We start from the raw sequence: 19,970 nt of genomic DNA, 5'->3' as shown, positions 1-19,970 counted from the left end.
GCGGCGATTTCACCGGCCGCAACGGACGGTGAATCCGCGGGGAATAGCGTACGACGGCCGGGACGTTAATCGTCCCGGCCGTGTCAATCATTGCGGCGGCCGGGAAGTCGTGGCTAGGTTGCAGTGCCGCTCGAAGAATCCCCCGTCGCGAGGACAGAATTCAGATGAAGCTCGGAAACTTCAGGACTCTCGGTGCCGTCGCCCTCGGTGTTGCCTTCGCCGCCGCGGCGGCGGGGAGCGCTCAGGCGGCGGGCGCCGCGGGTGCCGTCGAATCGCTCACGACCACCGCCCGGACCACGACGGCGGGGCTGCCCATCCAGCAGGTCGCCCAGGTCGCCCCCGCGGGCGGCCCGGTGATCTCCGCGGCGGACCGCGCCATCCAGAGCGGCATGCTGACGGCCCCGGCCCAGGCCGTGGACAAGGCCGTCGCGCCGCAGCTCCCCACCCACGAGCTCGCCCCGAAGGGCGCGACCAGGGCCGTCCCGGCCCCGGCCGAGAGCGTCCCGGCCGAGGGCGTCCCGGCCAAGACCCTGCCTGCCGACAACAAGGGGAACACGGGCCTGCTGGCGCCCCTGTCCGGCCTGCCGCTCGGCAGCCTGCCGATCTCGGGCATCGGCGGCTGACCCCGCGGACCGCTCGTACGGCGGCGGGCCGTTCCCCTGACCCGGGGAACGGCCCGCCGTCCGTGTGTGGGCGCTCTACCAGGACTGCGCGGCCGTGCCGCGGCCCTGGTGCGTGCCCTCCGAGGGCAGCAGGATCCACAGCGCGATGTAGAGCAGGAACTGCGGGCCGGGCAGCAGGCACGAGAGCAGGAAGATCACCCGCATCGTCGTGCGGGACGTCCCGAAGCGCTCGGCCAGACCGGCGCACACCCCGGCGATCATCCTGTGGTTGCGGGGACGGACCAGCTTGGCGGACATGACGGCGACTCCTCGTCTTACGGGGACCCGATACGGCGCGGGAACGTTTTTCCCGTCTCTCCCGTCGGCTTCCCGATGACTCAAAGCTACGTCCGCGGACCCTGCCGGAGCGTCGGTCTACGGGGCGATCCCGACCCTGGGGATCGTCGGGGTGACACCCTGAGGGGCCTCCTCCCGGCGTATGGGCTCCGGCCGCCGCCCCTCACCCCTGCGACGGAGACGGGCCCTCGCCGCAGGGACTACGGCGAGGTGCACGGCCGCCACCCCCGTCACGTTCAGCAGGAGCGCGTCCACGTCCAGCACCTGGCCCACGACGCCGCTCTGCACCACCTGGAGCGCCAGCGACACCATCGCGCTGGTGAAGACCGTGCGCGTCAGCGAACCCAGCGGCGACGCCGTGAGCCGGCCCCGCGCCCAGGGCAGCAGCACGCCCAGCGGGGCCAGCGGCAGCACCCCGGCCCCTATGGCCCGCGCCGCCTCCCAGGGGCTCAGGGCGAGGTCGGCCCGGATCGTGGCCAGCGGCTCCAGGTGCGCGGCGGACACCCAGGGCACGGTCAGCGGGCGCAGGGCGAGCCAGCCGACCGCCAGCAGATGGACGACGAGGAGCACGCAGCCCGCGAGGCGGTAGCGGTATCGGAGGGCGGGCGTACCGCCGTAACCATGACCCTGCACGCCCCACATGACGCGGTGCGCCGGTCGCACGGTTCCGGCCTGCGGGAGCCTCCGGCGGTTCCCGTGGCGCGCGCCGGGTTCCGGTTGCCGCATATGCCACCGGACTTGTGCCGTATGCCGCCGGACGCCCGCCGCGGCGCTGTGACCACCGTCGCAGCGCGACGGCCCTTACGAGACGGGCGTTCCCGTGATGTCCGCGCTGTCGGGATGCACCCGGAGCTCGTCGGTGCAGACGTAGCTCCTGGGCCGCTCCTCGGCCGGCCCGCCCAGGATCACCGCCCGCTTGCCGTCGGCCGCGGCGGTCCCCGCGTACGTGCACACGAGCTGCGCCAGCCCGACCTGCGGCAGCTCACCGGGGTCCCGGCCCAGCCGCAGCGTCCCGGCCGGGTCGCCGGGCCGCGGCCCGGACACGGTCAGCCGCTGCGGCACGGCCGTGGACATGCCCGCCTCGGCCTCCTCGTTCGAGGGCGCCTTGCGGAGCTCGTCGAGCAGCAGGCGGGCGACGGCCACGCCGTCCTCGGAGGTGTCGGGCCCGGGCACCGCGCGGGTGACGGGCACCAGCTGCGAGGTGCACTCCAGCTGCACGGTCACGGTGGCGGCGCCCGAAGGGAGCGTGCGCCCGGGCTTGACGACGCACGACGAGCGCGACGGCGCCCCGCCCGCGTCCACCGGCACGGCCGTGCCGCGGATGCCGCAGGCCGTGGCCGTGCCGAGCAGGGCGAGGGCCAGAGCGGTGCCGCGCAGGGCCGTTCTCAGCCGCGAGGTCTTTGCCAGTGCGGGGGGAGCGCTTCTCACTTGCCGCCCTCCCCGTCCCCGGCCGGCTGCTCCGCCAGGTCCGAGGCGTCCCGCGGCAGGGTCAGCGTGAAGACGGCGCCGCCCTCGGGGGAGTTGGCGGCGGTGATCTCGCCGCCGTGGATGTGGGCGTTCTCCAGGGCGATGGACAGGCCGAGGCCGCTGCCCTCGGAGCGCGGCCGGGACGCGCTCGCCTTGTAGAAGCGGTCGAAGACGTGCGGCAGGACGTCCTCGGGGATGCCCGGGCCGTGGTCGCGCACGTCGATGCGCAGCGCGTCGTCCTCCGTGCGGACCGAGACGCGCACGGGCGAGCCGCCGTGCTTGAGGGCGTTGCCGATGAGGTTGGCGAGGATGACGTCGAGGCGCCGCGGGTCGAGCCGGACCACGATGCCGCGCTCGGCGTCCAGCTCGACGGCGTCCAGCCAGGCGCGGGCGTCGATGCAGGCGGTGACCTGGTCGGCGACGTCCACGTCGTCCAGCACCAGCCGGGCCGTGCCCGCGTCGAAGCGGGTGACCTCCATCAGATTCTCCACCAGGTCGTTCAGCCGGCGGGTCTCGCTCACGACGAGCTGCACCGCCGGGGCGATCATCGGATCGAGGTTGTCCGCCTCGTCCTCCAGCACCTCGGTCACGGCCGTGATGGCCGTGAGCGGGGTCCGCAGCTCGTGCGACATGTCGGCGACGAAGCGGCGGCTGGCGGCCTCCCGGGCGCTGAGCTCCTCGACGCGCTTCTGGAGCGACTCCGCGGTCTTGTTGAAGGTGCGCGACAGGTCGGCCAGCTCGTCCGTGCCGGAGACGCGCAGCCGGGTGTCCAGCTTGCCCTCGCCGAGCCGCCGGGCCGCGTCTCCGAGCCGCTGCACGGGCCGCAGCACGGTGGACGCGGCGGCCTGCGCGAGCAGCGCGGAGCCGATGAGCGCCAGGCCGGTGGCGATGCCCAGCGACCAGGCCAGCGAATTGAGGTCGGCTCGCTCGTTCTCCAGGGACTTCAGCAGATAGCCGGTGGGGCCGCCGCCGATCACCTTCGCGCCGCCCACCAGGTACGGCTTGCCCTCCAGCGTGATCCGCTGCCAGTACAGGTGGTACGCGTAGCGGTTGGAGTCGTCCACGCGCCGCTCGCGGTTCACGGCCGCCTGGAGCGACTTCGGCACGACCTTCAGCGAGAACAGGTCGCGGTCCGAGGGCGCGGCGCACGCCTTGCCGCCCTCGCCGCTGCCGATCAGCAGCACCTCGTACTTCTGCGACGTGGCCGCCATCCGGTCGGCCGCCGCCTGGAGCTCCTGGCAGGTCGGCCCGAGGGGCAGCGTGCCGGTGTTGTCCTGGAGGGACTTGCGGAAGTCGTCGAGGGCCGCGTCCTGGGTGCGGGTGAGCACCGCGTCGCGGTTGAGCCAGTACGCGATCGCCGATGCGGAGACGGCTGCGGCCAGGGCGACCAGGGCGAAGACGAGCATCAGCCGCAGCCGCAGGCTTATCCAGCGCAGGCTCAGCTTCATCACATTGCGGGCGGCTGCCCAGCGGCGCACGCGTGCGGTCACTGCGGAGCGTCCAGGCGGTAGCCGACGCCGCGCACGGTGCGGATCAGGGTCGGGGACGACGGCACGTCCTCGACCTTGGCGCGCAGCCGCTGCACACAGGCGTCGACCAGCCGGGAATCGCCCAGGTAGTCGTGCTCCCAGACCAGGCGCAGCAGCTGCTGGCGCGAGAGCGCCTGCCCCGGCCGGCGGCTGAGCTCCAGCAGCAGCCGCAGCTCGGTCGGCGTGAGCTGGAGCTCCTCGCCGTTCTTGGTCACGGTCATCGCGGACCGGTCGATGACCAGCGAGCCGAAGGCGGCCGAGTCGTTGGTCTCGCGCTCGCCGCGGCGCAGCACCGCGCGGATCCGGGCGTCCAGCACCCGGCCCTGCACGGGCTTGACCACGTAGTCGTCCGCGCCGGACTCCAGGCCCACCACGACGTCGATGTCGTCGCTGCGCGCGGTGAGCAGGATGATCGGCAGCTGGTCGGTGCGGCGGATGCGCCGGCACACCTCGAAGCCGTCGATACCGGGCAGCATCACGTCCAGCACGATCAGATCCGGCCGCTGCTCGCGGAGCAGCTTCAGGCCGTCCTCGCCCGTCGCCGCGGTCACCACACGGTGGCCCTGACGGGACAGGGAGAACTCGAGAGCGGTCCGGATGGCGTCGTCGTCCTCGATCAGCAACAGGGAAGGCACGGTGGTCATTCTGGCCTACGACAGCCCGGTAGTTCGACCGGCGCCCTCCGCGCGGGGTCCCGCCGGGGTCTTCCGTGCCCCGCCGGGCTGTTGCAGGGCTGTGACAGTCGGCGGACAACGCGATGAAACTGGCCCGGCAGGCTTCTGTTCATCGGGCAGCAAGGCCCGGTACGGAAATCGGACCGAGGCTGGCTCCACCGACGGGGGGCGCGAGATGAACACACTGCACAGCACCACGACCAGCGCAGTCATTCGCACGCGCCTGCACGACGCCGGGCGGGGCCCGGAGAAGTCCGGTGCCGTGGGCGGGCGGGGGTGCGCCCGCGGCACCGGACGCGTCCGGCCGCCGTACATGGTGGCGATCGACGCGGTCACGTACGGGCAGGCCAAGGGAGCTGCGGGGGCGGCTCCGGAGGCCCTGGGGGAGAAGACGGGGGACGTCACGGCGGCGTCCCGGACGCAGGCCGAGTCCGCCGAAGCGGCGTTCACCGCCTACGTCCAGGAGCGCCGCGCCTCCCTGTACGCGACCGCCTACCACCTGACCGGCGACCGGCACGAGGCGGAGGACCTGCTCCAGAGCGCGCTGTTCTCCACCTACCGCGCCTGGGACCGGATCACGGACAAGGCGGCCGTCGGCGGCTACCTGCGCCGCACGATGACCAACCTGCACATCAGCGCCTGGCGCCGGCGCAAGCTGAACGAGTACCCGACCGAGGAACTGCCGGAGATGCCCGGCGAGAGCGACGCGATGCGCGGCACCGAGCTGCGCGCCGTCCTCTGGCAGGCGCTGGCCCGGCTGCCCGAGCTCCAGCGCACGATGCTCGTCCTGCGCTACTACGAGGGCCGCACGGACCCGGAGATCGCCGAGATCCTGGACATCAGCGTCGGCACGGTCAAGAGCAGCATCTGGCGCTCGCTGCGCCGCCTGCGCGACGACGAGGTCATCGGCTCCGGCCGGGACCAGCTGGAGTCCTTCGGCGAACTGGTCGCCTGAGGCCGCCGGACGAACGGACGACGATGGGCCCTGAACGGGGGGCGCTCGGGGGAGCGCGGACAGGGCCATGGGGGGCGGAAGCGGGTCGGACAGCCGGGGGGCCTGTCCTGACCCGCTTCTGCGCGTCCGCGTGCTTCTTCCGCGCGTCTTCCGCGACGGGGCCGAGCGCCCCGGCGCGCTTCCGTGCGCCACCGCCCGCTTCCGGAGTCCCGGTCAGGCGGCGCGCACGGTGATGACGAGGCGGTGGCTTCGTACTCGTACGGTCAGATCCGTACGCTCTCGCGGCGGCCCGCCGCGGCCGCGGCTATCCGGCCCATGGCCGTCTCCTTGCCGCACGCGTACGCGCCCAGCGCCGTCTGCCGGGCCACGATGCCGCGCTCGGCGCGCATCAGCCGCAGGCCGCGCCGGACCAGGTACGGCATGGGCTTGCGGGCCTCGCGCAGGTCGCGCGCCAGGCGGCGGCGGAAGGTGGTCGCGGGGCGGCCGCGCAGGCACAGGGCGTCGGCCAGCACGCCCAGGTCGCGGCAGCGGTCGATGATGTCGGCGGCGAAGATGCCCTCCGCTATGAACAGCGGCGTCCGCCCGATGTCCAGGACGCTCGTGCCCGTGATCGAGCTGGAGGCTATCGAGTACAGCGGCACCTCCGTGCGCGAGGCACGGCACAGCGCCTCGATGGCCGCGACGGCGGCGTCGGCGTTCCACGAGAGCGGGGAGTCCCAGTCCGGGCCCGAGCCGTCCGCGAGGAGCGGCAGCGTCGGGTCCACGGCCTCCTTGTAGAAGTCGTCCAGGTTGAGGACGGGCAGCCCGGTACGGGCGGCGAGGGACGACTTTCCGGAACCGGACGGACCGGTCAGCAGGATGACGCGCGCGGGGCTCAAGTGGGGAGTCACGGGACACCAGTGTGAGGCATTGCTCCGCATGGGGGATCCCCCCGGGTCGCATGGTGCGCTCAGTGTCACCGCTCGCATACTCTGCGTTGTCGTCCGCTCGCTTCTTCTCTTCCGTTCGCGTCTTTCGTTCGCGTCTTCCGTTTCGCTCCTCACGACCCCGGCAGGTGGCCATGGCCTCGCACGCACGACACGCACACTCCGCCAGCAAGGCGTCGAGAGCGCTCCGGCGCCGGATGCTGCTGCGCGTGGGGCTGACGGTATCGGCGGGTGCGGCCTTCGCGGCGGGCGGCGCGGCCTCCGCGAGCGCCGACACCGGCATGGGCACCGGCGTGGCCCGTGCCCAGTTCGGCGACACCAACATCCCCGCCGCCATCGAGGGGGCCGACAAGGGCCTGGAGGCGGGAGCGGAGGGGATCTTCGACACGGTCAAGACCCTGCGGACCAACCCGCTGGCCGGCACGCCTGTCGACCCGTTCGACAACACGGTGGGGACGAAGGTGGGTTCCATGCAGCCGCTCACCACCAAGCCCGCCACGCAGCCGATCTCCAAGGGCGGCAGCCTGACGGACCTGCCGGTGGCGGGGAACCTGACGTCGCTGCTGCCGACCGGGCGGCCCGCGGTGCCGCCCAAGGGGCACTGAGCCCGGACGTGCCGGAGGCCGGAGCGGATCACCATCCGCTCCGGCCTCCGGCATGTCTACAGCAGGGTCGGCCTCAGTACGAGGTCAGTACGACGAACCGCCCGCGCCCAGCGACCCCGTGGGGTGCCAGACCGTGCGCGTCTCCAGGAACGCCGTCATGCGGTCCGTGCCGGGCGCCGCGGCCCAGTCCACAGCCTGTGGACGCAGCACGCGCTTCAGGTTGTCCGCCGCGGCGATCTCCAGCTCCTTCGCCAGCCCGGCGTCCGCGCCCGCGAGGTCGATCGCGTTGACGTCCTGGTGCGCGGCCAGCGACGGAGCGATCTCCGCCGTACGGCCCGACAGGACGTTCACGACGCCGCCCGGGACGTCGGAGGTGGCCAGCACCTCGCCCAGCGACAGGGCGGGCAGCGGGGCCTTCTCCGAGGCCACCACGACCACGGTGTTGCCGGTGGCGATCGCCGGGGCGATCACCGACACCAGGCCGAGGAACGACGACTCCTGCGGGGCGAGCACGGCGACGACGCCGGTCGGCTCGGTGGAGGAGACGTTGAAGAACGGGCCCGCCACCGGGTTCGTCCCACCGGTGATCTGGCCGATCTTGTCGGTCCAGCCCGCGTACCAGACCCAGCGGTCGATCGCGGCGTCCACCTGGGCCACGGCCTTCGCCTTCGTCAGGCCCTCGGCCTCGGCGACCTCCGCCACGAACTGGTCGCGGCGGCCCTCCAGCATCTCGGCGACGCGGTAGAGGACCTGGCCGCGGTTGTACGCGGTGGCGCCGGACCAGCCGCCGACGGCCTTGCGGGCCGCGACGACCGCGTCACGGGCGTCCTTGCGCGAGGACAGCGGGGCGTTGGCCAGCCAGTTGCCCTTGGAGTCGGTCACCTCGTACACCCGCCCGCTCTCGGACCGGGGGAACTTGCCCCCGACGAACAGCTTGTAGGTCTTGAAGACACTGAGCCGATCAGACATCGAGGTACGCCTCCAGGCCGTGGCGGCCGCCCTCGCGGCCGAATCCCGACTCCTTGAAGCCGCCGAACGGCGACGTCGGGTCGAACTTGTTGAACGTGTTGGCCCAGATGACACCCGCGCGCAGCTTGCTCGCGACGGCCAGCATGCGCGAGCCCTTCTCCGTCCAGATGCCGGCGGAGAGGCCGTACTGCGAGTTGTTCGCCTTGGCGACCGCCTCGCCCGGGGTGCGGAACGACAGCACCGACAGGACCGGGCCGAAGATCTCCTCGCGGGCGATCCGGTGGGCCTGGGTGACGCCCGTGAACAGCGTCGGGCGGAACCAGAAGCCGTTCTCCGGCAGGTCGCACGCCGGGGCCCAGCGCTCGGCGCCCTCGGCCTCGCCGCTGTCGGCCAGCTCGGTGATCCGGGCCAGCTGCTCGGCGGAGTTGATCGCACCGATGTCGGTGTTCTTGTCCAGCGGGTCGCCGAGGCGCAGCGTGGACAGGCGGCGCTTGAGGGCGTCCAGCAGCTCGTCCTGGATCGACTCCTGGACCAGCAGGCGCGAGCCCGCGCAGCAGACCTGGCCCTGGTTGAAGAAGATGCCGTTGACGATGCCCTCGACGGCCTGGTCGATCGGCGCGTCGTCGAAGACGATGTTGGCGCCCTTGCCGCCCAGCTCCAGCGTGAGCTTCTTGTCCGTGCCCGCGACCGTACGGGCGATGGCCTTGCCGACCGCCGTGGAGCCGGTGAACGCGACCTTGTTGACGCCCTCGTGCGCGACGAGCGCGGCGCCCGTGGTGCCGTCGCCGGTGACGATGTTGACGACGCCCTTGGGCAGGCCCGCCTGGCGGCAGATGTCCGCGAAGAACAGCGCCGACAGCGGGGTCGTCTCGGCCGGCTTCAGGACGACCGTGTTGCCCGTGGCGAGCGCCGGGGCGATCTTCCATGCCAGCATCAGCAGCGGGAAGTTCCACGGGATGACCTGGCCCGCGACGCCCAGCGGGCGGGGGTTCGCGCCGTAGCCCGCGTGGTCGAGCTTGTCGGCCCAGCCCGCGTAGTAGAAGAAGTGCGCGGCGACCAGCGGGAGGTCCGCGTCGCGGGTCTCCTTGATCGGCTTGCCGTTGTCCAGGGTCTCCAGGACGGCGAGCTCGCGGCTGCGCTCCTGGATGATCCGGGCGATCCGGAACAGGTACTTGGCGCGCTCGGCGCCCGGCAGCGCCGACCACTTCTCGAAGGCCTTGCGGGCGGCCTTCACCGCGCGGTCCACGTCCTCGGCGGAGCCCTGGGCGACCTCGGAGAGCACCTCCTCGGTGGAGGGGCTGATCGTCTTGAAGACCTTGCCGCCGGTCGCCTCGGCGAACTCGCCGTCGATGAACAGGCCGTAGGACGGGGCGATGTCGACGACCGCGCGCGACTCGGGTGCGGGTGCGTAGGCGAATGCCTTGGGGGATGCCATGTCTGCCATGTCGGTCAGTCCACCGTCACGTAGTCGGGACCGGAGTAACGCCCGGTGCTCAGCTTCTGCCGCTGCATCAGCAGGTCGTTGAGGAGGCTGGAGGCGCCGAAGCGGAACCAGGTGTTGTCCAGCCAGTCCTCGCCCACGGTCTCGTTGACCAGGACCAGGAACTTGATCGCGTCCTTGGTGGTGCGGATGCCGCCGGCCGGCTTCACGCCGACCTGGACGCCGGTCAGCGCGCGGAAGTCCCGCACGGCCTCCAGCATCAGCAGGGTGTTCGCCGGAGTGGCGTTGACCGCGACCTTGCCGGTCGAGGTCTTGATGAAGTCGGCGCCCGCGAGCATGCCGATCCAGGACGCGCGGCGGATGTTGTCGTACGTCGACAGCTCGCCCGTCTCGAAGATCACCTTGAGGCGGGCCTTGTCGCCGCACTCGGCCTTGACGGCGCGGATCTCTTCCAGGACGTCCATGTAGCGGCCCGCGAGGAAGGCGCCGCGGTCGATGACCATGTCGATCTCGTCGGCACCGGCCTCGATCGCATCGCGCGTGTCCGCGAGCTTGACCGGCAGCGCGGCGCGGCCGGCCGGGAACGCGGTGGCGACGGAGGCGACCTTCACGTCCGTGCCGGCGAGGACGGCCTTGGCCGTCGCCACCATGTCGGGGTAGACGCAGACGGCGGCGGTGCGCGGCGTCGTCCGGTCGGTCGGGTCGGGGTTGGCGGCCTTGGCGGCCAGGGCCCGGACCTTGCCCGGGGTGTCGGCACCCTCGAGCGTCGTGAGGTCGATCATCGAGATCGCCAGGTCGATGGCGTACGCCTTCGCCGTGGTCTTGATCGAGCGGGTGCCGAGCGAGGCGGCGCGGGCCTCCAGCCCGACCGCGTCGACCCCCGGGAGTCCGTGCAGGAAGCGGCGCAGCGCACTGTCGGAGGCGGTGGCGTCCGCCAGCTCCTTCAGCCGCCCCGCGGCGTCGTTGCCGTGTGCGGGAACTGTGGTGGGCATGGTCACCAGATGAGCATATCTACGCGCGTAGCGTGTGTACACCCCTCCCTGTGTGAACCGGTTCTCCTGCGGGATGCTGCGGGGTGCTGCGGGGTGCTGCGGGGTGCTGCGGGGTGCTGCGGGGTGCTGCGGGGTGCTGCGGGGTGCTGCGGGGTGCTGCGTGTGCTCCTTCTGCCGCGACGGCCCTCGGGCCCGTCTCGGCCGGGGACCTACTCCGGCACCCCCGCGGGAGGCGTACGGCACAATCTGCCCCATGACGAGCCCTAGCCCCGAACAGGAATACGCCGACAGGCGCTACCGCTCGCCCGCCGGCATCGCCGGCGGCGTGCTGCTCCTCGCCCTCGCCGGCTGGCTGGGCGGCGACGCCGTGGCCCGCGGCGAGGGCAGTACGCCCTGGCTGGCCCTGGCCGGCCTGCTGTGCGTCGCACCGCTGATCATCGCCTTCACCCTGCGGCCGGCCGTCTTCGCCGGGGCCTCGCGGCTGCTGGTGCGGAACCCGTTCCGGACGATCACGCTGCCGTGGGCGTCGGTGGACGCCGTACGGGCCGGGTATTCGAGCGAGGTGCTGGCCGGGGGCTCCACGTACCAGCTGTGGGCCGTCCCGGTGTCCCTGCGGAAGCGGAAGAAGGCCGCGCGGGGCGGCGGGGAGGCGGCTCCCGCCGACCAGACCGTCGCGGAGCTCCAGGAGCTCGCCGAGCGGGGCGCTTCGCGGGAGGACGCGAAGGGGGATGTGGGGGTGCGGTGGGCGTACGAGGTGCTGGCGCCCGCCGGGGTGGGGTTGGTGTTGTTCGTTGTGTTGTTGGTTGTCGGCTGACGGTCGACTTGCATCCTTTGCCGGACGGGCTGAATTTCTTCAGCCCGTCCGACGTGTGTGGGGCATAGCCCCGGATCAGATGCCCGCTGCCCGCGACAGGTCCGCCTTGATCGCGGTCAGGACCTCCGTCGCCTTGGCGCGCGCGCCCGAGAGCGCCGCCGCGTCCGCCACGGGGATCACTACCTCCAGGTAGCACTTGATCTTCGGCTCCGTGCCGCTCGGGCGGACGATCACCCGCGCCGCGGAGACCGTCCCGGAGGCGTCACCGGCGAGGTGGTAGCGCAGCCCGTCCGTCGGCGGCAGGGACTCCGTGCCCTTGGCCAGGTCCTCCGCCGACGTCACGTGCAGGCCCGCCAGGACCGCCGGCGGCTGCTCGCGCAGCCTCCGCATCGCGTCCGCGATCAGCGACAGGTCCTGGACGCGCACCGACAGCTGGTCCGTGGCGTGCAGGCCGTGCTCGACCGCCAGGTCGTCCAGGAGGTCGCTGAGCGTGCGGCCGGACTCCTTGAGCTCCGCCGCCAGCTCGGCGACCAGCAGGGCCGCGGTGATGCCGTCCTTGTCGCGGACGCCCTCGGGGTCGACGCAGTAGCCGAGCGCCTCCTCGTAGGCGTAGCGCAGGCCGTCGACGCGGGCCAGCCACTTGAAGCCGGTCAGGGTCTCCGTGTACGGCGTGCCGGTGCTCGCGGCGGCGATGCGGGAGAGCAGCGAGGACGAGACGATCGTCGTCGTGAACGTGCCGCGGGCGTTCTTGTGCACCAGGTGCGTGGCGAGCAGCGCGCCGACCTCGTCGCCGCGGAGCATGCGCCAGCCCTCGGCGCTGTCCGGGTCGGGGACGGCGACGGCGCAGCGGTCCGCGTCCGGGTCGTTCGCGATGATGATGTCCGGCTGCGCCTCGCGGGCCGTGGCGAACGCCAGGTCCATGGCGCCCGGCTCCTCCGGGTTGGGGAACACCACGGTCGGGAAGTCCGGGTCCGGCTCGGCCTGGGCGGCGACCACCGTCGGGGCGGGGAAGCCGGCGCGCTCGAAGGCGGCCGCCAGGACGTCGCGGCCGACGCCGTGCATGGGCGTGTAGACGACGCGGACGTCGCGGGCGGAGCCGCCGGTCAGGACGGCGTCCGTGCGCTCCAGGTAGGCGCCGACGACGTCCTCGTAGCGGAGGGTCTCCCAGCCGGCGGAGGGGCGCGGGACGTCGTCCAGGCTCTTGATCGCGGCGATCTCGGCGGCGATCTCGGCGTCGGCCGGCGGCACGATCTGGGAACCGTCGCCCAGGTAGACCTTGTAGCCGTTGTCACGGGGCGGGTTGTGGCTCGCCGTGACCTCGATGCCGGCGACGGCGCCGAGGTGGCGGATCGCGAAGGCGAGGACGGGGGTGGGGAGCGGCTTGGGCAGGACGGCGGCCTTCAGGCCGGCGCCGACCATGACGGCGGCGGTGTCCTGGGCGAAGTCGGCGCTCTTGTAACGGGCGTCGTAGCCGATGACGACCGTGCCGCCGGCGTGGCCCTGGTTCTTCAGGTACGCGGCGAGGCCGGCGGCGGCGCGGATGACGACCGAGCGGTTCATGCGCATGGGGCCGGCGCCGAGTTCGCCGCGGAGGCCGGCGGTGCCGAACTGGAGGGTGCCGGCGAAGCGGGCGGCGAGTTCGGCGGTGTCCCCGTCGTCGATGAGCCGGGCGAGCTCCTCGCGGGTGTCGGGGTCGGGGTCCTCGGCGAGCCAGGTCCTGGCCTGCGCGATGAGGGCGTCTCGCTCTCGCTCCACGGTGTCTCCTCCGGAGGGGTGGGTGGGTTATGGGGTCTGTGGTCTGTTGTCTGGGGGCTGTGGTCGGTGGGTCGGGGGCGGGGCGGGGTGGGCCGGGCCTTCCGGGGCTGCATGATTTACGGGCCCTCTGGCCCAAGCTTTGGGTGCCCGGAACCCGGGCCCACAAATCACGCTTTACGCCCCTTGCCAGGCCCGGCCCACCCCGCCCCACCCCCTCCGGCCGGCCGCCTACCTCAGCGGGTCGGGATAGCCCTTTGCCCGTCGGGTGCGGGCACGTACTACCTCACCGGGCGGGTGGGTGGGCGTGTCGCGTGCCGCAGGCGCGCGGGGGTCGCGTGGCGCGGGCCGGGCTCGTACGTCGGCTCCCCCCTGGAAGGGCAACGGCGCCGCACCCCGCGAGGGGACACGGCGCCGTAGGACCGGCAAGGTCAGAGCTTCGGGAGGACCTGGGCCAGGAGCTGGCCCATGCGGGACGCGGAGTCGCGCCCGGCCTGGAGAACCTCTTCGTGGTTGAGGGGCTCGCCCGTCATGCCCGCGGCGAGGTTCGTCACGAGGGAGATGCCGAGGACCTCGGCGCCCGCCTCGCGGGCCGCGATGGCCTCCAGCGTGGTGGACATGCCGACGAGGTCGCCGCCGAGGGTGCGGACCATGCGGATCTCGGCCGGCGTCTCGTAGTGCGGGCCGGGGAGCTGGACGTAGACGCCCTCCTCCAGGGTCTCGTCCACCTCCTTGCACAGGGCGCGCAGACGGCGGGAGTACAGGTCGGTGAGGTCGACGAAGTTGGCGCCGACGATCGGCGAGGTCGCCGTCATGTTGATGTGGTCGCTGATCAGCACGGGCTGGCCGGGGCGCATGCCGTCGCGGAGGCCGCCGCAGCCGTTGGTGAGGACGACGGTCTTGCAGCCGGCGGCGACGGACGTGCGGACGCCGTGGACGACGGCGGCGACGCCGCGGCCCTCGTAGTAGTGCGTGCGGCCGAGGAAGACCAGGGCGCGCTTCTCGTTGATCTTGTACGAGCGGACCGTGCCGGCGTGGCCCGCCACGGCTGCCGCGGTGAAGCCGGGGAGCTCGGTGACCGGGAACTCGGCCTCGGGGGCGCCGAGCGCTTCGGTCGCGGGGAGCCAGCCGCTGCCCATGACCAGGGCGACGTCGTGGGTCTCGGCGCCGGTGAGCTCGCGCAGACGGGCGGCGGCGGCGTCCGCCGCGGCGTACGGGTCGGCCTGGATGTCGGGAGTAACTGATGCGTTCACGCGGACGAGGGTAGCCGCTTATCGCCTACGCGCGTAGATGTCACTGGTCACGGTGTTCCGATTGTTGCTTTGTGGGTTGTGACGAGATGCAATCGTCACAACCCGGGCGCGCCTGGTCAGCAGGGGCGCTTGCGGAGCTCCATGACGTAGTCGTGGGGCGCGCCGGCGGATTCCGCCGCGTCGGCGATCTCGCCGAGGTAGCGGGCGGAGGGCAGGCCGCCCTCGTAGCCGTTCAGGACGTAGATCCACGCGGGCTCCTCGCCGTCCAGAGTGTGCACGCGGACCCGCATCCGGCGGTAGATGTCGAGGCCGACACCCTCCCAACGGTCCATCGAGTCCTCGTCCATCGGAGCGATGTCGTAGAGCGCGACGAAGACCTGGGAGCGGGGTGCCTCGACCACGGTCGCGAGCGCGCCCTCCCAGCCCAGCTGCTCGCCGCCGAAGGTCAGCCGCCAGTCGGCGAGCCAGCCCGTGCCGCGCAGGGGCGAGTGGGGTGCGCGGCGGGACATCAGCCGCGCGTCGAGGTTGCCGGCGTACGCGGCGTAGAGCGACATGGTTTCGAGGGTACGGGAGTGAGGCGCGACGGCATTTGGGATGGCAGTCTCGAAGGGAGGTTCGTCCGGAACCTCCTGCCGGTTCTCGCACGGATTGCCGTACGGCCTACGGGCGTGGATCCGCGGGGGAGGCCCCGGGAGAAGTCGCTTCGACGGGTACGGGACAATGGAGTACGTGACTCGGATCGTGATCATCGGTGGCGGACCCGGCGGCTATGAGGCGGCGCTCGTCGCCGCGCAGCTCGGCGCGGAGGTGACCGTCGTCGATTGCGACGGTCTGGGCGGGGCGTCGGTGCTCACCGACTGCGTGCCCTCTAAGACGCTCATTGCGACGGCCGAGGTGATGACGACCTTCGACTCCTCGTACGAGGAGCTCGGGATCATCGTCGCCGACGACACGCCGCACATCGAGCAGGCGGCGCGGGTCGTCGGCGTGGACCTGGGGAAGGTCAACCGCCGTGTGAAGCGGCTGGCGCTCGCGCAGTCGCACGACATCACGGCGTCCGTGACCCGTGCGGGCGGGCGCGTGCTGCGCGGCCGGGGCCGGCTGGAGCCGAACCAGGCGCCGGACGGGTCGCGCCGCGTGATCGTGACGGCCGCCGACGGCACCGAGGAGACGCTGGTCGCCGACGCGGTGCTGATCGCCACGGGCGCGCACCCGCGGGAGATCCCCGACGCGCTGCCGGACGGCGAGCGCATCCTGAACTGGACCCAGGTGTACGACCTGGACGAGCTCCCCGAGGAGCTCATCGTGGTGGGCTCCGGTGTGACCGGTGCCGAGTTCGCCGGCGCCTATCAGGCGCTGGGGTCCAAGGTGACGCTGGTGTCGTCGCGGGACCGCGTGCTGCCGGGTGAGGACCCGGATGCGGCTGCTGTCCTGGAGGACGTCTTCCGGCGGCGCGGCATGAACGTCATGGCGCGGTCGCGGGCCCAGTCCGCGAAGCGTGTGGATGACCGGGTCGAGGTCACGCTGGCCGACGGCCGGGTCATCACGGGCACGCACTGTCTGATGGCGGTCGGCTCCATTCCGAACACCGAGGGGATCGGGCTGGAGGAGGCCGGGGTCCGGCTCAAGGACTCCGGGCACGTCTGGACCGACCGGGTGTCGCGGACCAGCGCCCCGGGCGTCTACGCCGCCGGTGACTGCACGGGCGTCCTCGCGCTCGCGTCGGTCGCGGCGATGCAGGGACGCATCGCCATGTACCACTTCCTGGGTGACGCGGTGGCGCCGCTCAACCTGAAGTCGGTTTCGGCGAACGTCTTCACGGATCCCGAAATCGCGACGGTCGGGTACACGCAGGCCGACGTCGACAGCGGCAAGATCGACGCGCGGGTCGTCAAGCTTCCGCTGCTGCGGAACCCGCGCGCGAAGATGCAGGGCATCCGGGACGGCTTCGTGAAGATGTTCTGCCGCCCGGGCACGGGCATCGTGGTGGGCGGCGTCGTGGTCGCCCCGCGGGCCAGTGAGCTCATCCACCCGATCGCCATCGCCGTGGACAACAACCTCACGGTCGAGCAGATCGCGAACGCGTTCACCGTCTACCCGTCGCTTTCCGGGTCGCTGGCGGAGGTCGCGCGGCAGCTGCACACGCGGAAGACGCAGCGAGAGGCGTAAACGCTCCGCGGGGCTTTGGGTATTGATTGTTGCGCTGAGTGGTCGTGGAGGCTTTGGCCTTGATACCAGGCCTCCTATACCACTTTGAGCGTTCCGGAGCGGACAACTTCCGTTAATTGCTGCAACCTGCTGAAAACGGATGGTCGTTGGCGTTACTGTCGGTTTCGTGTTCGCTGCAGAACGTCGCCAACTGATCCTCGAAATGGTGCGGGCCAACGGAGCGGTTTCGCTCCGTGAGCTCGCCCGCGTCGTCCAGACCTCCGAAGTGACCGTACGGCGGGACGTGCGGGCGCTGGAGGCCGAAGGACTCCTCGACCGCCGGCACGGCGGTGCGGTGCTGCCGGGCGGCTTCACCCGGGAGTCCGGCTTCCCGCAGAAATCCCATCTAGCGACCGCCGAGAAGACGGCCATCGCCGATCTCGCGGCGAGCTTCGTCGAAGAGGGCGAGGCCGTCGTCGTCGGCGCCGGCACGACCACGCAGGAGCTGGCCCGCCGGCTCGCGCGGGTGCCCGGTCTGACCGTCGTCACCAACTCCCTGCTCGTCGCCCAGGCGCTCGCCCATGCCAACAGGGTCGAGGTCGTCATGACCGGCGGCACGCTGAGAGGGTCCAACTACGCGCTGGTGGGCAGCGGGGCGGAGCAGTCCCTGCACGGCCTGCGGGTCACCCGGGCGTTCCTGTCCGGGAGCGGGCTGACCGCGGAGCGGGGCCTCTCCACGTCCAACATGCTCTCGGCGAGCGTGGACCGGGCGCTGGTGCAGGCGGCGGCGGAGGTGGTCGTGCTCGCGGACCACACGAAGCTGGGCACGGACACGATGTTCCAGACGGTGCCGACCGATGTGATCACGCGGCTGGTGACGGACGAGCCGCCGTCGCACGACGACCGCGCGGCGACGGAGCTGCAAGCGCTCGCGGACCAGGGCGTGCACATCTCGGTCGCCGGGCCCGGCGCGGGGGCCCATGCGGGGGCGGTGCCGGGGCCCGAGCAGGTGCCGCAGCAGCAGCGGCGGCGGGATGTGCCGCCGCTGCCGGGGCAGCGGCGGACGCACCACCCGCACCCGCCGGGCGCCCAGCCCCAGGGGGGCGGTGGCGCCCCTTCCGGCCCCCAGCTCCGCAGCGCGGGGTCGCTGGGCGCCGAGCCCCCGACGGCGAGGGTGGCCGACTTGGCCCCGAGGCGCCGCTGAGGGGGCTTCCGGGAGCTTCCGGGGAGCTACGAAGGGTCCGGGCAGGGGACCGCCTGGAGGCCGCGGAGGGTGAGTTTCAGGAGGCGGTCCGGGAGTTCCGGGTCGTCGGGGGACTGCTCCGCGGCCAGGGAGATCGCGTTCGTCAGCTGCATGACGTCGGTGATGCCGACGTCGGGGCGGACCGCGCCCACCCCCTGTGCCCGGGCGAGGAGCACGCTGCCCGCCTCCCGCAGCGGCAGGCTGCACCGGGACATCGCCGAGGCCTCGTCCGACTGAGCGGCCAGCAGGGCCCGCGAGAGGCCGCGGTACGTGCTGGCGTGCGTCACGCACGCCCGGAGCCACTCGACGAGGGCCCGGCACGGCTCGGGGGAGGCGAGGAGCTCGCGGGAGCGGGCGAGGAGGCCGTCGACCTCGACCTGGAAGACGGCGCTCATGAGCGCCGTGCGGTTGGGGAAGTGGCGGTAGAGCGTCCCGATGCCGACGCCGGCCCGGCGGGCGATGTCCTCCAGGGAGGCGTCCGTGCCGTGCTCGGTGAACGCGGTCCGCGCCTCCACGAGCAGCCGCTCGTAGTTGCGCCGCGCGTCTGCACGCATGGGGCGTGGTGACGCCTGTGTGATCTCCGTGGCCATGGCTGCCGAGTCCTCCCTCTCACTCCCCGCTTGCCAAGGATGCCACTGGCCTTGCCGGCCGGAGGAGGTCATCCGATCGGGCGACTGTTGTACACAGTGGCGGGTGCGTACCGTTTGGGTATGGACACCTACTCCCTTGTCGAGGCCAGGAACCAGCTCGGGCAGCTCGTGGGCCGTGTGCGGCACGGCCGCGAGCACATCCTGATCAGCGAGTACGGCAAGCCGGCAGCAGTGCTGATGCCCATAGAGGAGTTGGAGGAGCTCCAGAGGCTTCGCGACGAGGCGGATCTGGCGCTGGCGCAGTCGATCCGGGAAGACCCCGAATCCCGGTGGATCCCGCAGGACGAGGTTCTGGCCGCCCTGGAGACGGACGAGGCTGCGGATCGGAAGGCTTGCTGAGTGTCCTGGACCGTGGTGTGGGAGGAGCGAGCGCTGGCCGAGCTCCGTCGTTTACGTCTGGTCGATCCCACGGGCGCGCGGGCATGTGTCGTGGCGACCAGGGCCTTGGGCGATGAGCCGAAGCCCGAAGCGGCCTCTGCCCTCGGCGGATCCGGCTACTACCGGCTCTCCGCCGGATGCTGGCGAGTGCTGTACCAGGTGGAGGACGACACGGTGTACGTCATGAACGTCGGTCGCGCCATCTGAAACCGTCGAAATGCCTGTGGGCCCCGCCGAACGTTCGGCGAGGCCCACAGGCATTTCGACGGCTGTTGCGTCAGTCCTTGATTTCGCAGATGACGGCGCCGGAGGAGACCGAGGCGCCGACTTCGGCGGTGATGCCCTTGATGGTGCCCGCGCGGTGGGCGTTGAGGGGCTGTTCCATCTTCATCGCCTCAAGGACCACGATCAGTTCGCCCGCGGCGACTTCCTGGCCCTCCTCGACCGCGACCTTCACGATCGTGCCCTGCATCGGCGAGGTCAGCGCGTCACCCGAGGCGGCCGAGCCGGCCTTCTTCGCCGCCCGCCGCTTGGGCTTCGCACCCCCCGCAGCCGCCGTCCGCGCCAGCGTCATCCCCAGCGACGAGGGCAGGGAGACCTCCAGGCGCTTGCCGCCGACCTCGACCACGACGGTCTCGCGGCCCGCAGCCTCCTCGTCCTCCTCACCCCCCGTACCGGCGCCTGTGAACGGCTCGATGGTGTTGACGAACTCCGTCTCGATCCAGCGCGTGTGGACGTGGAAGGGGTCGGCAGTGAAGGCGGGGTCGGTGACCACGGCACGGTGGAAGGGGATCGCGGTGGCCATGCCCTCGACGGTGAACTCGCCCAGCGCACGCGCCGCACGCTGCAACGCCTGCTCACGCGTCGCACCCGTCACGATCAGCTTCGCCAGGAGCGAGTCCCACGCCGGGCCGATCACGCTGCCGGACTCCACACCCGCGTCCAGGCGCACGCCCGGACCGGTCGGGGCTTCGAAGCGGGTGACGGTGCCGGGGGCGGGCAGGAAGTTACGGCCCGGGTCCTCACCATTGATGCGGAACTCGAAGGAGTGCCCGCGCAGCGGCGGGTCGTCGTAGCCGAGTTCCTCGCCGTCGGCGATGCGGAACATCTCGCGGACGAGGTCGATGCCGGTGACTTCCTCGGTCACGGGGTGTTCGACCTGGAGGCGGGTGTTGACCTCCAGGAAGGAGATCGTCCCGTCCTGCCCGACCAGGA

Annotated in this window: 22 protein-coding genes; 8 read left to right on the top strand and 14 right to left on the bottom strand. The window is 72.1% G+C overall.

Features of this window, described 5'->3' with window-relative positions; genetic code table 11:
• Positions 1–164 precede the first annotated feature (164 nt).
• Entirely contained in the window at positions 165–623 is a 459-nt protein-coding gene (locus tag D7231_RS20005; RefSeq protein WP_120756856.1) for a hypothetical protein, read from the top strand.
• 75 nt (positions 624–698) lie between these two features.
• Here D7231_RS20005 and D7231_RS20000 read toward each other — a convergent pair whose 3' ends face one another.
• The 5 genes from D7231_RS20000 to afsQ1 form a co-directional block, all read right to left on the bottom strand.
• Positions 699–920: a PspC domain-containing protein gene (locus tag D7231_RS20000; RefSeq protein WP_120756855.1), complete on the bottom strand. Its 222-nt coding sequence runs from the start codon at positions 918–920 to the stop codon at positions 699–701.
• 117 nt (positions 921–1,037) lie between these two features.
• A complete protein-coding gene (locus D7231_RS19995) occupies positions 1,038–1,592 on the bottom strand; it encodes a VanZ family protein (protein WP_120757147.1) in 555 nt (184 codons plus the stop codon).
• Positions 1,593–1,760: 168 nt separating this feature from the next.
• Positions 1,761–2,387: a hypothetical protein gene (locus D7231_RS19990; RefSeq protein ID WP_120756854.1), complete on the bottom strand. Its 627-nt coding sequence runs from the start codon at positions 2,385–2,387 to the stop codon at positions 1,761–1,763.
• On the bottom strand, positions 2,384–3,874 hold the full coding sequence (locus tag D7231_RS19985; RefSeq protein ID WP_120757146.1) for a sensor histidine kinase: 1,491 nt from the start codon (positions 3,872–3,874) through the stop codon (positions 2,384–2,386). The genes D7231_RS19990 and D7231_RS19985 overlap by 4 nt, the downstream gene beginning before the upstream one ends.
• Before the next feature lie 38 nt (positions 3,875–3,912).
• Entirely contained in the window at positions 3,913–4,590 is a 678-nt protein-coding gene (gene afsQ1 / locus D7231_RS19980) for a two-component system response regulator AfsQ1 (RefSeq protein WP_173864811.1), read from the bottom strand.
• Positions 4,591–4,804: 214 nt separating this feature from the next.
• On the opposite strand from afsQ1, the gene D7231_RS19975 reads away from it, so the two are divergent.
• Positions 4,805–5,584, top strand: coding sequence for a SigE family RNA polymerase sigma factor (locus tag D7231_RS19975; protein WP_120756853.1), 780 nt, complete (start codon positions 4,805–4,807; stop codon positions 5,582–5,584).
• Between the two features lie 263 nt (positions 5,585–5,847).
• Here the strand turns inward: D7231_RS19975 and D7231_RS19970 are convergent, their stop codons facing one another.
• Positions 5,848–6,504 carry an ATP-binding protein gene (locus D7231_RS19970; RefSeq protein WP_120756852.1) on the bottom strand — a complete coding sequence of 219 codons (657 nt, stop codon included), beginning with the start codon at positions 6,502–6,504 and terminating at the stop codon, positions 5,848–5,850.
• Positions 6,505–6,719: 215 nt separating this feature from the next.
• Between D7231_RS19970 and D7231_RS19965 the strand changes: the two genes are divergently transcribed.
• A complete protein-coding gene (locus tag D7231_RS19965) occupies positions 6,720–7,115 on the top strand; it encodes a hypothetical protein (protein ID WP_241999810.1) in 396 nt (131 codons plus the stop codon).
• A gap of 84 nt (positions 7,116–7,199) precedes the next feature.
• Here D7231_RS19965 and D7231_RS19960 read toward each other — a convergent pair whose 3' ends face one another.
• From D7231_RS19960 to deoC, 3 genes are read right to left on the bottom strand one after another with little or no spacing between them, the layout of a single operon-like run.
• Complete coding sequence (locus D7231_RS19960; RefSeq protein WP_120756850.1) at positions 7,200–8,084, bottom strand: aldehyde dehydrogenase family protein; 885 nt, start codon at positions 8,082–8,084, stop codon at positions 7,200–7,202.
• Positions 8,077–9,519: an aldehyde dehydrogenase family protein gene (locus D7231_RS19955; protein ID WP_120757145.1), complete on the bottom strand. Its 1,443-nt coding sequence runs from the start codon at positions 9,517–9,519 to the stop codon at positions 8,077–8,079. The genes D7231_RS19960 and D7231_RS19955 overlap by 8 nt, the downstream gene beginning before the upstream one ends.
• A gap of 14 nt (positions 9,520–9,533) precedes the next feature.
• Positions 9,534–10,517 carry a deoxyribose-phosphate aldolase gene (gene deoC / locus D7231_RS19950; protein WP_120757144.1) on the bottom strand — a complete coding sequence of 328 codons (984 nt, stop codon included), beginning with the start codon at positions 10,515–10,517 and terminating at the stop codon, positions 9,534–9,536.
• Positions 10,518–10,770: 253 nt separating this feature from the next.
• On the opposite strand from deoC, the gene D7231_RS19945 reads away from it, so the two are divergent.
• On the top strand, positions 10,771–11,331 hold the full coding sequence (locus D7231_RS19945; RefSeq protein WP_120756849.1) for a PH domain-containing protein: 561 nt from the start codon (positions 10,771–10,773) through the stop codon (positions 11,329–11,331).
• Positions 11,332–11,406: 75 nt separating this feature from the next.
• On the opposite strand, the gene D7231_RS19940 is transcribed toward D7231_RS19945, so the two are convergent.
• The 3 genes from D7231_RS19940 to D7231_RS19930 all read right to left on the bottom strand — a co-directional run bounded on the left by D7231_RS19940 (position 11,407) and on the right by D7231_RS19930 (position 14,890).
• A complete protein-coding gene (locus tag D7231_RS19940; protein ID WP_120756848.1) occupies positions 11,407–13,086 on the bottom strand; it encodes a phospho-sugar mutase in 1,680 nt (559 codons plus the stop codon).
• A gap of 428 nt (positions 13,087–13,514) precedes the next feature.
• Positions 13,515–14,336 carry a purine-nucleoside phosphorylase gene (locus D7231_RS19935; RefSeq protein WP_120756847.1) on the bottom strand — a complete coding sequence of 274 codons (822 nt, stop codon included), beginning with the start codon at positions 14,334–14,336 and terminating at the stop codon, positions 13,515–13,517.
• Between the two features lie 116 nt (positions 14,337–14,452).
• Complete coding sequence (locus D7231_RS19930; protein ID WP_030369994.1) at positions 14,453–14,890, bottom strand: gamma-glutamylcyclotransferase family protein; 438 nt, start codon at positions 14,888–14,890, stop codon at positions 14,453–14,455.
• Between the two features lie 166 nt (positions 14,891–15,056).
• Between D7231_RS19930 and D7231_RS19925 the strand changes: the two genes are divergently transcribed.
• Together D7231_RS19925 and D7231_RS19920 are read left to right on the top strand one after the other, a co-directional pair.
• Positions 15,057–16,505, top strand: coding sequence for an NAD(P)H-quinone dehydrogenase (locus tag D7231_RS19925; RefSeq protein WP_120756846.1), 1,449 nt, complete (start codon positions 15,057–15,059; stop codon positions 16,503–16,505).
• Positions 16,506–16,707: 202 nt separating this feature from the next.
• Positions 16,708–17,688: a DeoR/GlpR family DNA-binding transcription regulator gene (locus D7231_RS19920; protein WP_241999842.1), complete on the top strand. Its 981-nt coding sequence runs from the start codon at positions 16,708–16,710 to the stop codon at positions 17,686–17,688.
• A 26-nt stretch (positions 17,689–17,714) separates the two neighbouring features.
• Here the strand turns inward: D7231_RS19920 and D7231_RS19915 are convergent, their stop codons facing one another.
• On the bottom strand, positions 17,715–18,281 hold the full coding sequence (locus D7231_RS19915; RefSeq protein ID WP_120756844.1) for a TetR/AcrR family transcriptional regulator: 567 nt from the start codon (positions 18,279–18,281) through the stop codon (positions 17,715–17,717).
• 156 nt (positions 18,282–18,437) lie between these two features.
• Here D7231_RS19915 and D7231_RS19910 point away from each other — a divergent pair, with 156 nt between their 5' ends.
• The gene (locus tag D7231_RS19910; protein ID WP_158673787.1) at positions 18,438–18,716 is read left to right on the top strand and encodes a type II toxin-antitoxin system Phd/YefM family antitoxin; all 279 of its coding nucleotides are present in this window, start codon (positions 18,438–18,440) and stop codon (positions 18,714–18,716) included.
• Positions 18,717–18,962, top strand: coding sequence for a type II toxin-antitoxin system RelE family toxin (locus D7231_RS19905; RefSeq protein ID WP_120756842.1), 246 nt, complete (start codon positions 18,717–18,719; stop codon positions 18,960–18,962).
• Positions 18,963–19,032: 70 nt separating this feature from the next.
• Here the strand turns inward: D7231_RS19905 and D7231_RS19900 are convergent.
• Positions 19,033–19,970, bottom strand: a 938-nt coding sequence (locus D7231_RS19900; RefSeq protein WP_120756841.1) for a biotin/lipoyl-containing protein, incomplete at its 5' end; no start/stop codon positions are given.

It is taken from the genome of Streptomyces klenkii (genome assembly GCF_003626645.1).
In the GTDB taxonomy this organism is placed as follows: domain Bacteria; phylum Actinomycetota; class Actinomycetes; order Streptomycetales; family Streptomycetaceae; genus Streptomyces; species Streptomyces klenkii.
This window is presented reverse-complemented; position numbering and strand designations above follow the sequence as displayed.